10 protein-coding genes are annotated in these 14,090 nt (G+C 50.4%); 8 read left to right on the forward strand and 2 right to left on the reverse strand.

What is annotated here, in order from left to right:
* Nucleotides 1–75: 75 nt before the first annotated feature.
* Nucleotides 76–1,524 (reverse strand): FGGY-family carbohydrate kinase, encoded by a 1,449-nt coding sequence (locus tag ABT58_RS04720; protein WP_047873196.1) that lies wholly within the window; start codon nucleotides 1,522–1,524, stop codon nucleotides 76–78.
* 452 nt (nucleotides 1,525–1,976) lie between these two features.
* Here ABT58_RS04720 and ABT58_RS04725 point away from each other — a divergent pair, with 452 nt between their 5' ends.
* The 8 genes from ABT58_RS04725 (at nucleotide 1,977) to ABT58_RS04760 (ending at nucleotide 11,965) form a co-directional block, all read left to right on the forward strand.
* Nucleotides 1,977–2,756 carry an SDR family NAD(P)-dependent oxidoreductase gene (locus ABT58_RS04725; RefSeq protein ID WP_047873197.1) on the forward strand — a complete coding sequence of 260 codons (780 nt, stop codon included), beginning with the start codon at nucleotides 1,977–1,979 and terminating at the stop codon, nucleotides 2,754–2,756.
* Nucleotides 2,757–2,819: 63 nt separating this feature from the next.
* Nucleotides 2,820–4,310, forward strand: a complete 1,491-nt coding sequence (locus ABT58_RS04730) for an FAD-binding oxidoreductase (RefSeq protein WP_047873198.1) — start codon at nucleotides 2,820–2,822, stop codon at nucleotides 4,308–4,310.
* Nucleotides 4,310–5,359, forward strand: a complete 1,050-nt coding sequence (locus tag ABT58_RS04735) for an adenine nucleotide alpha hydrolase family protein (protein ID WP_047873199.1) — start codon at nucleotides 4,310–4,312, stop codon at nucleotides 5,357–5,359. The genes ABT58_RS04730 and ABT58_RS04735 overlap by 1 nt, the downstream gene beginning before the upstream one ends.
* Nucleotides 5,356–6,459, forward strand: a complete 1,104-nt coding sequence (locus tag ABT58_RS23395; protein ID WP_053062966.1) for an FAD-binding protein — start codon at nucleotides 5,356–5,358, stop codon at nucleotides 6,457–6,459. Before ABT58_RS04735 ends, ABT58_RS23395 begins: the two co-directional genes overlap by 4 nt.
* Complete coding sequence (locus tag ABT58_RS04745; RefSeq protein WP_047873200.1) at nucleotides 6,452–8,233, forward strand: FAD-binding oxidoreductase; 1,782 nt, start codon at nucleotides 6,452–6,454, stop codon at nucleotides 8,231–8,233. The genes ABT58_RS23395 and ABT58_RS04745 overlap by 8 nt, the downstream gene beginning before the upstream one ends.
* 9 nt (nucleotides 8,234–8,242) lie before the next feature.
* On the forward strand, nucleotides 8,243–9,097 hold the full coding sequence (locus ABT58_RS04750) for an electron transfer flavoprotein subunit beta/FixA family protein (protein WP_047873201.1): 855 nt from the start codon (nucleotides 8,243–8,245) through the stop codon (nucleotides 9,095–9,097).
* On the forward strand, nucleotides 9,085–10,329 hold the full coding sequence (locus ABT58_RS23400; RefSeq protein ID WP_082210961.1) for an FAD-binding protein: 1,245 nt from the start codon (nucleotides 9,085–9,087) through the stop codon (nucleotides 10,327–10,329). Before ABT58_RS04750 ends, ABT58_RS23400 begins: the two co-directional genes overlap by 13 nt.
* A 61-nt stretch (nucleotides 10,330–10,390) precedes the next feature.
* Nucleotides 10,391–11,965, forward strand: a complete 1,575-nt coding sequence (locus tag ABT58_RS04760) for a BCCT family transporter (protein ID WP_047873202.1) — start codon at nucleotides 10,391–10,393, stop codon at nucleotides 11,963–11,965.
* A 93-nt stretch (nucleotides 11,966–12,058) separates the two neighbouring features.
* Here ABT58_RS04760 and glgX read toward each other — a convergent pair whose 3' ends face one another.
* The gene (gene glgX, locus ABT58_RS04765; RefSeq protein WP_047873203.1) at nucleotides 12,059–14,032 is read right to left on the reverse strand and encodes a glycogen debranching protein GlgX; all 1,974 of its coding nucleotides are present in this window, start codon (nucleotides 14,030–14,032) and stop codon (nucleotides 12,059–12,061) included.
* Nucleotides 14,033–14,090: the final 58 nt, after the last annotated feature.

Here is a 14,090-nt window from a genome sequence, read left to right on the forward strand (position 1 = left end):
GGCATACCGGTTACACGTCATAGAAAAGTCGAGAAAGAGCGGTGTTTAATCACGCTGAACTTTAATCAACTCGCTTCAGTCAACCAAAGGACTGAGCTTTTGTAGCAACGGGTCAAGATGCTGCTGAATGTGCTGGTACACACCACCATTGAGCGCGTTGTAGAATTCGTGATGCTCAAGGTTTGGCGCAAAGATCTGATCCACATTCACCATTTTCTCGATGGCATCTTCGTAGTTATCGAAAGCCCCGACGGCCATGCCGGCATTGATGGCACAGCCTACGGCGGCAGAGCCTCGCATTTGGTTGCGGCGGGCTGGTACGCCAAATACGTCCGCCAGAATTTGCATGAATAAATCGCTGTTTGCCCCGCCACCGGACACCACCAAATCTTGGGTCGGAATGCCCAATTCCACATTCATGCGGTCAACGTGGTTTTTCAGGGTAAAGGCGATGCCTTCTAACAGTGAACGATACATATGGGCGCGGGTATGGCGGCTGTCAAAGCCGATCATCGCACCTTTACGAAATTCTGCATGAGGCGGAGCGGCCCAGTCATGCAGAGTCATTAAGCCTTCACTGCCGGGGGCGACGTGGCTGGCCTCGCGTGCTAACAGTTCTTCAATTTGGATGTTTTTCTCTTCGGCTTCCGCCAGTGCCGCTGCGCCGAATTGATCGCGGAACCAACTGACGGTCCACATGCCCAAACGCACGCCCCAGCACTCATAAATGTAGCGATGGGGAATCGACGCCTGGAATGGCCAGAAGTCTTGCGAATCTTTGATGTACTCTTTGCCTTGGGTCAGGGCAGCAATATACGTACCCAGTGAAATCAGTACGGTCCCATCATTGAGTGAGCCTGCGCCAAGGGCCTCCACCGCTTTATCGTGTGCCGTTGCCACAACGGGCAGTTGTGCCGGTAAACGGAAACGTTCTGCCAGTTCAGGGCGTAGTGTGCCGAGCACTTCACCGGGTTTGACCACATCCATCACCATGTCGCGGGTCAGGTTACAGTCTTTCCATTTTTGTGGGTCAATGCTCCAGTCAAGGGTTTGGTCATCCATCGGCCACCAGCCAATGTAGTTGGCACAGGTATCGGTAAATTGGCCCGTTAAGCGATGAGTAATGTAGCCCGAACTGGTGCTGACGTAGCGGGTGCCTTTGAATTCAGGTTGGTATTGGTAAGGCGTATTCAGGCGTTTATCCATCCAGCCAATGACCGGGTAGGCCAGTTCTCCGTTTTCTTTCACTACGGTACGGCAGCAACGGATCACACACAGTCCCATGGCTTGAATTTGTTCTGGCTGGTGGCCAAGGGCGTAGTAATTATCCATGACGTGTTCAAACGCCAGGCACAGTGCATCCCATAAATCATCATCTGGATGAATGGCTAATAAGGGCGCGGGTACCTGTATTTTCTGTAACGGTTCGCTGCCCTGACAAAGTATATTTCCGTCGTAATCGAAAATAATAACTTTTGCACTTTGTGTACCTACATCAACACTCATTAAATAGTTGCTGCTCATTGTAACTCCTTACCAAATGACCACCATGGGAACGATGAAGTTAATTTTCGGAAATAAAAAAAGAGAAAAGTCGCCCTCCCTAATTAAAGGAGAGTTACTTTTCTCTATACACGATGAGTAACTGAATAATGTTATAAATGATCGATAAAATTAAAACTGTGAAAACTGTCAAGAAAAAATAGATGTAAACACGATTTACAGGTTTTTAATGTCGCCATGAGAATGTGCACATTAAAATCGGTGTTTTTAGGGAATAAAATGTGACCGCTATTCACTTATGGAATTTATTTGGTAATGAATAGCAGGGTGTGAGTTTTATCACATAATTGTTATTCGAGATGATGCTATAAAAATAGCCAGTTACTTGAAGAGATGAAGAGAAAAGTAACTTCCCTTAAGTGGGAAGTATGACTTTTCTCTTTTTTTTGTGCCTCACACATGGAGCTGTAACAATGAACATCGAAGACTTCTCATTAGACTTTTTCTCCTTACAAGGTAAAACAGCCATTGTCACCGGTGGTAATAGTGGGTTGGGGCAAGCATTCGCCTTAGCATTAGCCAAAGGCGGCGCGAATATTTTTATTGCCAGTTATATTAATGATGACGGTAAAACACAGGCCATGCTTGAAAAAGAAGGCGTGAAAACGGCCTTCATGCAAGTGGACTTAACCCAAATGGGTGAGCCTGCAAAAGTGGTCGCAGCCTGTCAGGAAACCTTTGGTTCTGTGGATATTTTGGTAAACAACGCCGGCATGTGTATCAACGAACCTGACGTGACCAAGTTTGACCGCAGCAAGTGGGATCCCATGGTGGCACTGAACTTAACGGCAGCCTTTGAACTGAGCCATGAAGCGGCAAAAGTCATGATCCCGCAGCGCTCCGGCAAAATCATTAATATCTGTTCGATGTTCTCTTACCTTGGCGGCCAGTGGTCTCCGGCCTATACCGCAACCAAACACGGTATTGCGGGTTTGACGAAGGCTTACTGTGATGAGCTGGCACAATTTAATATTCAGGTGAATGGGATTGCCCCTGGTTATTACGCGACAGATATTACCAAGCAGACTCGTGCTAACCCTGAATCTAACCAACGTGTATTGAATCATATTCCGGCAAACCGTTGGGGTGAAACTCAAGATTTAATGGGCGCCATGGTTTTCCTTTCCAGTGCGGCATCTAATTATGTCAATGGCCATATTCTGGCGGTTGATGGTGGTTACTTAATGCGTTAATGCTTTTTCCTTAGTTTCAATTTAAATACAACACATTTAATTTAATTCGATAGGTGGAATATTATGTCTATTACGCGTGAACAGATTGTCGATCAAGTATCTAATATTGTGGGCCCGGAAAAAGTCATTACTGATGAGCAAGTATTAAGAGAAAATAGCCACGACCGATACCGTAAATATGAAACGATAATGGGTATTTATGAATTACCGTTACCGGCTGCAGTAGTAAAAGTACAAAATAGCGACCAAGTATCACAATTATTGGCTTTTTGTAATGAGCATAAAATTAACTGTGTGCCACGTACCGGGGGCAGTGCGACAGAGGGCGGTTTGGAAACTATCGTTGAAAACTCTATCGTGATTGATGGTTCTGAAATGAACCGCATCGTTGCTATCAGCGAAACAGACATGATTGCCACGGCTGAATGTGGTGTGCCGCTACAAGTGCTGGAAGATGAAGTGCGCAAACTGGGGCTGACAACTGGTCACTCACCACAGTCTAAACCGATTGCCCACATGGGTGGCTTGGTCGCGACACGCAGTATCGGCCAGTTCTCCACCTTGTACGGCGGTATCGAAGACATGGTGGTCGGCTTGGAAGCGGTATTCCCGAACGGCCACAAAGCCAAGATCAAGAACGTACCGCGTCGTGCCTGTGGCCCTGATATTCGCCATATCATTACCGGTAACGAAGGGGCGCTGTGCTTTATCACAGAAGTGTCCGTCAAACTGTTCAAATATACACCGCAATACAATCAGTTCCGTGCGTACCGCTTGGATAGCATGAAAACCGGTTTTGAGATCCTGCGTGAAGTGATGGTGAACGGTTACCATCCGTCAATTGCGCGTCTGTACGATGCGGAAGATGGCTCCCAGCATGGCTTCGATCAGTTTGCGCCGGATCAGTGCGTGTTGATCTTCATGGCAGAAGGGAACAAGTTGCTGGCAGATGCAACGGTGGCGGGGATTGATGAGCTATTGCTACCGTATGCGGACGAATGTACGCCGGTCGATGGCAAGATCATTGAAGCGTGGTTCAATCAACTGAACTGGGGCCCAGAAAAACTGGAAGAAGAGCGTAAGCACATTTTGGCTAACCACCACATGGGCTTTACTACCGAAGTCTCCGGTAACTGGAGCTGTATCTACGACATTTACGTCAATGCGTTGGAACGTATTCGCCGTGAATACCCGCACATGGATGACATCACCATGTTGGGTGGCCACTCGTCACACAGCTACCTCACCGGGACAAACGTCTACTTCGTGTATGACTACAGCGTGCAAGCGTGTGGGCCAGAAGCGGAACGCATGACCTATCACCATGCCATTCACACCATCATCATTGAAGAAACACTGAAAGCAGGCGGCTCTGTGGGTCACCACCACGGGTTAGGGAAGTACCGTACCCAGTGGACACAGGAAGAGCACGGTACAGGGGCCTACTACATGCTGGAAGGGCTGAAGAAGCAATTCGACCCGAATGGCATCATGAACTTCGGCACCATCTTCCCAGTACCGAACTATCCTGTTAAATCCGAAACGGCGAAGTAATGAAGATCCTCGTCTGTTTCAAAGCGGTGGCTGATGTCAGTCAGCTACCGCAACAGGAATGGCAGAGTGCGATTGAACGTTGGTCTGAGGGCCAACGTCAATCCTCACTCACCACGCCATCACTATCATCACCTTCTGCGTCGAAAATGCAGGAGGTGGCCGTCGTTGGGGATCATCCATTGTCGTTAGGATGGTTACGCCAGCAATTCAATCCTTATGATGAGTCAGCGCTCGAACTCACGCTCCGTTGTGAGGAACACAAGAACGCTGCAAAAACGGCCGATTCCATTTCTTCTTTTCCTTCTGCCTCAGTTTCTCCACCCTCCGTTTTTATTAACGAAAAGGTGGCTGCCGATATCACGATGCAAGCCGTCACGGTGGGCAATAGCACGCCAGATACGTTATTGCGTCAGGTGATGGCATTGGGCTTTTCACCCGTCACACGCTTAACGGTAACGCCTGCTGATATTACTGAGTTACATCCAGACGCCGCAGCCTTTCATGACGCAAGGTTTACGAATGCGCATGATGTGGCATTAGGGTTAGCACACTATGCGCAGCAACAGCAGATGGATGTGATTATGCTAGGCCAGCAAAGTGCTGTGGGTGGCAGCGGTGAAACCGGGTATTTGCTTGCAGAGCATTTGGGGTATCCCTGCTTGGAACAGGTGGTGGATTTCCATGTGAATGAAACGCCTTTTGGTTCCCCAGTTTTGCATGTCACCACGGTAGAGGGAGAAATGGAATCGCACTACGAGGTAGAACCGCCCGTGGTGTTATTGGTGGGCAATGTCGCAGGGGCACAATACCTGCGCATACCCAGCCTGAAACAGAAACTCGAAGCCAAAAAACAGCCGTTGATAACGCAAAGTATCGCGATTTCACCCTCATCACCTTGTTTGAACGAGACTACATTGACGATGAAACAGAGCCAGCGTCAAACCATATGGGTAGAGATGCCCTCGGCTACCAGCAGTGACAGCGAAAAGGCTGAATCGTGGGTTGAACAGGCTGTTCAGGCGCTGTCTGCAAAAGAGGATCGCGCATGACCATTACGGTGATCACGCAACAAGGCAATCCGGTTGCTCGTGCCCAGTCAATGCATTGGATGCAGTGGCTCAAGCCTTTTATGGCAGAACCTCAATCCACACCGTGTGTCGTGATTGAGCTGAGCGAAGGCGTGACGGCTGAAGAGGCGCTGAATGACGAGCTGAATAATGATAGGGAAACCTCCGCCTGTGCCGTACAGCAACTGTTTGCGCTGGCATTCGGGGCGAGTCAGTCGGGTAATCATCCAGATGTGACGATGACAGAGACTGCGTGTGATGCAGCGGTGACAGCGCTATCACAGTCGACATTGGTTGTGTTTGCGCTTGGTGCCCATTCGGCGCAATGGGTCACCCGTTTGGGCGCTCGTTATCAGTTTGCACATGCGGTGAATGTACAACAGATCCAGCATCTTACAGACGGATGGGCCGTCACGCGCTCAACCTATGCGGAAAACTTATCCCTGACACTGAAAACCACCACGTTGCCACTATTGGTGAGCGCTCGTGCGACAGTCGCTACAGAAGCGAATCCCTCAGAACTTTCCGTAGTGACCTGGTTGCGTGTATCGAGTGACACTTTGTTTCCTAAAAATGCTCATCCTCGCTGCCAGTTACGCCAACAACGGCGAGTAGCTGCGACCTCTCCGTTGCAGTCTTTGCGAAAGGTACTGATTTTAGGGCAAGGCGTAGGCAGCAAAGCACAATGCGAAGCCTTAGCTGCAGTGGCGGAAGCGGCAGGTTTTGCCGTAGGAGCCACCCGTCCGGTGGTGTTAAACGCATGGCTACCGATGGCGGCGTTAGTGGGGGTATCAAACCATATGATTGCGCCGGATCTGTGCATTGTGGCAGGGGCATCGGGCGCGTCGGCATTTCAAGCTGGGATCGAAAAGAGCAGCACGATCATCGCGATCAACAAGGATCCTGTCGCCGCTATGTTGTCACAAGCCGATGTGGCTTTGGTTGGCGATTTACACGCTCTGCTGCCGCCTTTACTCGATGCATTAGCGGGTTATCTGGCACCGTACTCATCGCCCCAGCTAACCACGCACTCTCGTCATTCTGATATTTCGCCTTCAAACAAGGAGCTTGCTGATGCCTGATTTCATAGATTCCCCAGTACTCTCGCCAGTTTCTGTTCCACCTGCGTTGGCGGCGATTGAAGGTGTCGTGCCGTTTGAGGCCAAATATCATGCGTATCTGTCAGATGAATCGCGTTTGACCGGGTGGGCGGACAGTTTGTCGTTTCCGACATCAACAGCGCATGTGGCAGAAATTGTGAAAGCGTGTTGTCAGGCGCAGATCCCGTTGATTTGTCAGGGAAGCCGAACCGGTATTACCGGCGCAGGTGTGCCCATGGGCGGGCATGTGATGGTGCTAGAGCAACTCAATCTGATTCGGGTGCTGGCATATGTTGAGGAAACTGAAACACAACAGGCGACCTTGCTGTTAACGGTTGCGCCCGGATTGTCACTAGCGGCGTTAAATGCCGAACTGGAAAGCGGTTTTGCGCACCTTATTGAGAATGATGTGGTGGGCGATGCAGCGGCGTTGCGTGCCGTCAATGAGACAAAATGGTTCTGGCCACCGGATCCGTCAGAAGCACAAGCGTCGATAGGCGGTATTGTCAGCAATAATGCCGGGGGGATTTGCGGTCATCGCTATGGACGAGCAGGGCAGCATGTGGCGGGGTTAGAGTGGGTCGATGCAGACGGCCAGGTTTGGTCGATTCATCGTGGTGAGTATGTGTTTCATGATCATACCTGCCAAACCCCAATGGGCGATATGCTGTCTTTTGATCCTCGTGCATTAGGCTTATCCGCAAATGCCGATTTGGTGGATGTGTTGGTGGGAGGAGAAGGGATGCTGGGCGTGATCACCGGGATCACTTTGGCGTTGCAACCGGCTCCGGTATGTCGCTGGGCCATCGTGGCTTTTTTTCATCAGGATACCGACGCGGCCGCTTTTGCAGACAGCTTGAAAACCGACATCTTAGACGCTCGATACTCTCACCCTTTGGTTGCGCTGGAATATCTCGATAGCTCCATGCTCGCAGCAATGACATTACAACGGGTACACATGACCACACTACAGTCATTGCCGTTGTTTCCGGCGGGGAGCCAGGCGGCGTTGTATTTGGAATTGCACCACCACGATGTAGACGCCGTGGAAAATTGGTGTGAAACCTTGCTGATGCGCTTAATGGAGGCGGGGATTGAAGAAGACGCCATGTGGGCGGCGATGGATGAAAGTGAATACGCGCGTTTGCGCCAGTTGCGTTTACTCGCCCCCGAAGTCAGCAATGCCTTGCGCCTACAGCGAGCCATGTCTTCGTCCAGTGGGGATCCAGCTGTTTCCATGTCGTTGAAAATTGCGACGGATCTGAAAATTGAAGGCAGCTTCAGTGAGACCTTGCAACGCTATAAAAGCCATTTATATCATCCGTCAAATGGGACTGAGCGTGTAGCTTACACCTTGTTTGGTCATGCCCTTGATAATCACCTGCATTTGAATTTGTTGCCCGATAACAGCGAAGCGCAACAGTTAGCGGTAAAAGCCATTTTGCATGAACTTGTCCAACAGGCTGCGGATGTAAAGCTGAATGCAGAGAAAAAGAGTACAGCGTTAGCTTGTCTGCCTCAGTCATTGAGTGTGGAGCACGGTATTGGCAAATTGAAAGCAGCGGCAATTTTGCCTCATCTACCTGCTGCTTATCATGATGCGTATCGTCAGTTAAAAGCCGCCTTTGATCCTCACGGGGTGTTTAACCCGCACAATCGACTTCAAGCCTATGACTGTTTTGTGGTTAACCCGCCCTTGACTCATGCTGGTTCACATTCAGACGCTGAACGTCACGCGACGTGCTTGTATGAATGAGGAGCGGGTATGAAAATTGCCGTATGCGTGAAACAGGTTCCGGTGGCGGCTGCAAGCTTGATGGGCGATACGTCTCGCGGGGGTAAGTCACTGCAACGTGTGGGCATCGACAGCATGCTCAACCCCTTTGATGCCGCTGCGCTTGAAGCCGCATTACAACTTAAAGCCTTGTACTCGCCACAAGGGCATGAACTGGTTCAGGCGCATACTCAGAAACAGTGGCATGAACAGGTCGAGATAGATGTGTTCACCATGGGGCCATCGCAAGCGGGGGCGGTGTTATCACAGGCATTCGCACTGGGTGTGGATAACGGGTATCTGGTCACCAGCCCGCATTTTGCCGGAGCGGATGTGCTCGCCACGGCTTATACCTTATCGCAAGCATTGGCGATGCAGCATTATGACGTGGTGATTTGTGGCAAACAGTCCACAGACGGTGACACCGGACAAGTCGGCCCGTCATTGGCGGCCCATTTAGGGATCCCGCATGTCCACCATGTGGATCGCTTGCTGAATGCTTCTGCCACCCATCTGCAATTGTGCCAGCGCACACCATTGATTGAACAAAGCCTTTCTGTGCCTTTTCCACTTTTGCTGGTGGTGAATATGGCTGCTTTTCCTTGTCGAGTGCCCTCACTGAAACAGAAATTGGCCGCACGAAAGAAAACCTGGCACAGCATCGGGTTAGAGGCGCTGGCCGATCAGGATCCAGCTCGGTATGGCTTAGCGGGCTCAGCCACGGAAGTAGAGCGGGTGTATGTGCCGCGTCAGCGCGATCATGCGTGTGAAACGCTTACAGGTACGAATGCGGCGATCGCACAGCAGGTGCTCGATGTAATGCAGGAGGTCGTATGCGACGCATGAGTATTGATCCTGCACGCTGTGACGGGTGTGAAGAATGCCTGCCATCTTGTCCGTTTTCAGCGTTGTCCTTGCATGATGGCTTGATGACCCTAACGGAAAATTGTCGGTATTGCCGGAAGTGTATTCCTGCCTGTCAGCATGAGGCGATTGTTTATCACGCACAGGCGATGGACGACAGTGCGAAACAGGTTTATCTCGGCATTCTGGTGGTGGCTGAATTGGACGAAGATGGCCGGTTAACCCGTGATACGTTGGAATTGGTGCAGTGGGCAATGGTGCTGGGAGAGGCACGCCAAGAACCGCTTTCTTTGGTTGCCATGGGTGACAAGATTGATCCCCGTTCAATCGCGGGACTCCCCATCAAAGACGCCTTTTTCTATGAAGAGCCGTGTTATCGCGCAGGGGATCCACAGTGTGAGGGGCAGGCGGTCAAAGAGGTCATTGAAGCGGGGCAGTACAATGTGGTGCTGTTTTCTGCAACGGCACAGGGGAAAGCCATTGCCCCTTGGGTTGCCGCGAGTCTCCAAACCGGGTTAACCGCCGACTGTACCGAACTACGCATGCGCCGCAATGGCGATTTGATTCAAATCCGTCCAGCCTTCGGTGGCGAAATCATGGCGCGGATTATTACCCCCTCTACACGTCCGCAAATGGTGACCGTCCGTTCGCGTTTAATTGCCCCTTTTGAACAGAATTCACAGGCTCACGCTATTTCGGATGTGCCACGGGTGACGTGGTGCAAATCGCCTGTGCGCAGTGTGTGGCAGGTGATGGATCGGCATCACTTTTCGCATACCGTGCATTCGCATGCCTTATCGTCACCGTTACTGCCACTGTCTCAGCAATTGGCCTCGGCAAAAGTGGTTGTGGTCGCAGGGCGTGGATTGAAGTGTCAGGCCGATGTCGCACGGGTCAAAGCCTTTGCCCATGCCATGGGTGCAGCCTTTGGTTGTACTCGTGCCTTGGTGGAGTTGGGATGGTGTGACCGCGCCTATCAAATTGGGCTTTCAGGTCTGGCGATATCAGCCGAGTGTGTCGTGACGCTGGGCGTTTCCGGTTCGGTCCAATTTCAGGCAGGGATCGCACAGGTGAGGCGGGTGATTGCCGTGAATACCGATCCCGATGCGCCCATTTTCAAACGCGCCACTCACACGGTACCCATGGATGTGTACGCCTTTTTATCATCGGCGGAGGCGTTATCTTCCGCTGAGCAAGCCTTTTCTATGGAGTAAGCAAGCACAGTACATCGCACGTTGTTGTCATCAAAAAAACGCATAACTCAAGGAGTCTAGGATGAAGAGTTTACTTCGATGGCGGGTATTTTTACCGCCGATGATCTTATTGATTGCCGCCGTGATGGCGAGTTTCATTGATTTGGCCGGTTTTCTTACCGTGACAACAGCAATTAACAATTGGATCCTCAATCATTTTTCCTGGCTTTTTTCCAGCGGTGGTTTATTGATGGTGGTGACGTTACTGCTGGCGCTGTTCACCCCATTAGGGCGAAAACGCATTGGCGGCGAGCAGGCCACGCCCATGCTGACGAAATGGCGCTGGGGGGCGATCACGATCTGTACCACCACGGCTGCAGGTATGCTGTTCTGGGGTACGGCAGAGCCGCTCTATCATTTGTATCAACCACCGGTGTCATTGGGCATGGCGGCGCAATCGGCACCGGCTGCAGAGTTTGCGTTATCGACCATGTATCTGCATTGGTCGGTGACCCCTTTTGCCATTTATGCGGTGCCCGCGCTGGCTTTTGCCTTGGCGTTTTACCGTAAGGGCGGTGAGTTTTCTCTGTCTAGCGCGATTGCCCCTGTGCTGGGAAACCGCATGGCCAATCGGGTAGGCGGTGGTATCGATGCGCTTGCCATGTTTGCCTTGGTGGCAGGCATGGCTTCCTCGCTGGGGACGGGCGCTTTAGTGCTCAGTAGTGGGGTGAGTAAGATCACCGGCTTGGATGACAATATCTTCCTGCTTGGCGTTGTGATTGCCGTCATTATGATCTGCTTTGTGGCGTCGTCAGTTTCTGGCTTACAACGCGGTATTGCACGCTTATCGACCATTAATGCCATTTTCTTTGTCACGATTGCGGTGATGGCGCTGGTCTTTGGCCCGACATTGACCATTATTGAGCGTTCCGTGGATGCATTGGGGGATTATCTGGCGACATTTGTGACGCGCAGTTTGGGTGTCGGGTTTGCCGATACCGATAATTGGCCGATGAGTTGGACGGTATTTTACTGGGCCAACTGGCTGTCTTGGGCGCCGATCGTGGCGTTATTTTTGGGTAAAATCGCCAAAGGGTACACGGTGCGTGATTTTATTATCGTGAATTGGTGTATTCCTGCGTTGTTTTCCATTTTGTGGATGTCGATTTTCTCCGGCACCATTTTAACCCTCGATTTTGAGCACAATGGCGCATTCTATCAGTTACTCAATAGCAGTGGCCCCGGGGCGGTCATTTATGGTTTGTTGGATCAATTGCCGTTATCGGCCTTGCTGATCATGGTGTTTGTGGCGGTGGCTTTTTTAGCGTATGTGACGGCGGCCGATTCCAATACCGAAGCCATTGCGACCTTGTGCATGACCAAAGATGTCACAGAAAAGAAAACCATTAATCTGCAGACGTATTCCGTGCAATTGCAAAGTGCAGCGGTGAAGCGTCGTCTGAAAATATTGTGGGGCGTGATTATCGCAACCATTGCGTGGGTGATGACGGCATTTTCTGGCATTGATGGGATCAAGATGATGTCGAACTTGGGGGGCTTCCCCGCCTTGCTGGTGGTGTTGCTGATGAACTTTGCTTTGTTACGTGCCATTTTCACCAGTCTGAAAGTGCGTAAAGAGCAAGTTCCCGCGATGTAGTGGCTAAACGTACAGATAGCAAAAGCCGCCTGACGGCCTGTTTCACCTTAACGTTGGTGTACAACAGACTATCAGGCGGCTAAGTTCTCGTTTCTAGGTTCTCGTTTCTGTCTGACACTCATCCCGATACAAAATCGTCATCGACTGCGCACTTTGCATATAAGTGGTTTGTACCTGACGGGTAGTATGTGTGCCTTCAGAGGTATCACACACAATGCGCCAACGTTCACCGGCCGGCAAACGGAAACGGGTCGGGATGGTTGAGTGGTTGATCAAAAACATCATTTCTGCGCCATCCTTTCTCAACCCAAGGAAGAGGGCGAAGGCTTCAATTTTCTGCCAGTCCTCTCCGTTCATCACATGGCCATCAGAACGTTTCCAACTGATGCGGTGATTGCCGCGTTTTGGGCCACTGAAGGCGCGAATAAACGGCACCATGATTTCCTTACGGGCGGCAATCAGTGTGGCCAGCCAGTGGCGGAACTCATCATGATCTTTGTTAATAGCCCAATCTGCCCAGCTGATGGCGTTATCCTGACAATACGCGTTGTTGTTGCCCCCTTGAGTATGAGAGAGCAAATCCACCGCCAGTATGTGTGGCATACCAAAACTGAACAGTAACGTCGCCATCAGGTTGCGTTTTTGACGCTCCCGGCGATAAAGCACGGCGAAATTAGTGGTTTTGCCTTCCATCCCGTGATTATAAGAACGGTTATCACCATGGCCATCCCGGTTATTTTCACCATTGGCATGGTTATGTTTTTGGTTATAACTCACCAAATCTTGCAGCGTGAAACCATCGTGATAAGAAATAAAGTTAACCGGTAATTTATCTGGCCATTTGCCAGCGCTAAATAAATCCCGTGAGCCCATAATTCGGGTGGCAAATTCTTTGGTATTATTTTCTTTGCAAAGCCAATAACTTTTAACTGTGTCACGGTATTTATCATTACACTCGTTCCACCCGCGAGGAAATCCTCCTAATTGATAACCGTCAGGCCCCACATCCCAAGGCTCAGCAATTAATTTGATTTGCTTTAATACCGGGTCTTGGGCGACGGCTTTGAAAAAAGCACTGTTCGTATTAAAACGATCACCTTCTCGTCCAAGGGTTGAGGCCAAATCAAAGCGGAAACCGTCAATCTTATAATAGGTAACCCAATGGCGCAGGGTATCAAGGACGATATTCAAGCTTGGCTGGTAGGTGAGATCCACTGTATTACCACAGCCGGTATAGTTGCGGTAATGCTTGTTGCCGTCTTGTAGATAATAGTGCTTATCAAGGCGTTTGAAGTGGAATATCGGGCCGCCTTCACCGCCTTCTGCCGTGTGGTTAAACACGATATCCATGATCACTTCAATGCCATGGCGGTGCAGTTCACGGACCATGGTTTTCATCTCAGTGACCGCATCGTGCAGGGCATAGCGTGGTTCTGGTGCCATGAAACACAAGCTGTTATAGCCCCAGAAGTTGACCTTGTTCATCTTTAGCAGGTGCGGCTCAGACATACAGGATGTCACGGGCAGCAACTGTAAGGTGGTGATGCCGTGCTCTTTGAAAAAGGCAATCATCTCCGGTTGGCACAGACCTAAGTAAGTGCCGCGTAACGCCGGATCAATCTCTGGGTGGCGCTTGGTAAAGCCTTTAACATGGGTTTCCAGCAGCAAGGTTTCTTCGCGTGGGATCTGCGGCAGGGTGGTGCCTTGCCAGTCAAAATCATGTTTGACGACAACAGATTTAGCAAACTCCCAGCTCTGTTCTGCCGTAAATGGCTCGACATAATGCGGCGTGGCATTTAACGCTTGTGCGTAAGGGTCAAGCAGTAACCTCAGGCCGTCTTTGTCTTCCAGTTGATAACCGTAGACTTGTCCTTCGGCGATCCCTTCGACAAAGGTGTAACGAATATCGCCATATTGATTATCGAGTGAAATAAGACGTGGCGATTGATTGTCGTTAAATAAGACCAGTTTAATATTTTTGTTGTCAGGATTATGGAGAGAAAAATTACAACCATGATCACATAATGTCGCTCCCAGTGGAAACGGCTGCGCTAATGTGGCGAACATCCTGTTTATCTCTTAGCTAATTTACACATATTTTTTGCTATTTAATCGCGAAATTTCG

Source organism: Photobacterium aphoticum, assembly GCF_001029435.1.
Classification (GTDB): Bacteria; Pseudomonadota; Gammaproteobacteria; order Enterobacterales; family Vibrionaceae; genus Photobacterium; species Photobacterium aphoticum.

What these genes read in the sequence shown, in the direction of transcription:
- ABT58_RS04760 (WP_047873202.1), top strand. Translation starts at nt 10,391, where the DNA reads ATGAAGAGTTTACTTCGATGGCGGGTATTTTTACCGCCGATGATCTTA.
- glgX (WP_047873203.1), bottom strand. Translation starts at nt 14,032, where the DNA reads ATGTTCGCCACATTAGCGCAGCCGTTTCCACTGGGAGCGACATTATGT.
- ABT58_RS23400 (WP_082210961.1), top strand. Translation starts at nt 9,085, where the DNA reads ATGCGACGCATGAGTATTGATCCTGCACGCTGTGACGGGTGTGAAGAA.
- ABT58_RS04725 (WP_047873197.1), top strand. Translation starts at nt 1,977, where the DNA reads ATGAACATCGAAGACTTCTCATTAGACTTTTTCTCCTTACAAGGTAAA.
- ABT58_RS04750 (WP_047873201.1), top strand. Translation starts at nt 8,243, where the DNA reads ATGAAAATTGCCGTATGCGTGAAACAGGTTCCGGTGGCGGCTGCAAGC.
- ABT58_RS04735 (WP_047873199.1), top strand. Translation starts at nt 4,310, where the DNA reads ATGAAGATCCTCGTCTGTTTCAAAGCGGTGGCTGATGTCAGTCAGCTA.
- ABT58_RS23395 (WP_053062966.1), top strand. Translation starts at nt 5,356, where the DNA reads ATGACCATTACGGTGATCACGCAACAAGGCAATCCGGTTGCTCGTGCC.
- ABT58_RS04745 (WP_047873200.1), top strand. Translation starts at nt 6,452, where the DNA reads ATGCCTGATTTCATAGATTCCCCAGTACTCTCGCCAGTTTCTGTTCCA.
- ABT58_RS04730 (WP_047873198.1), top strand. Translation starts at nt 2,820, where the DNA reads ATGTCTATTACGCGTGAACAGATTGTCGATCAAGTATCTAATATTGTG.
- ABT58_RS04720 (WP_047873196.1), bottom strand. Translation starts at nt 1,524, where the DNA reads ATGAGCAGCAACTATTTAATGAGTGTTGATGTAGGTACACAAAGTGCA.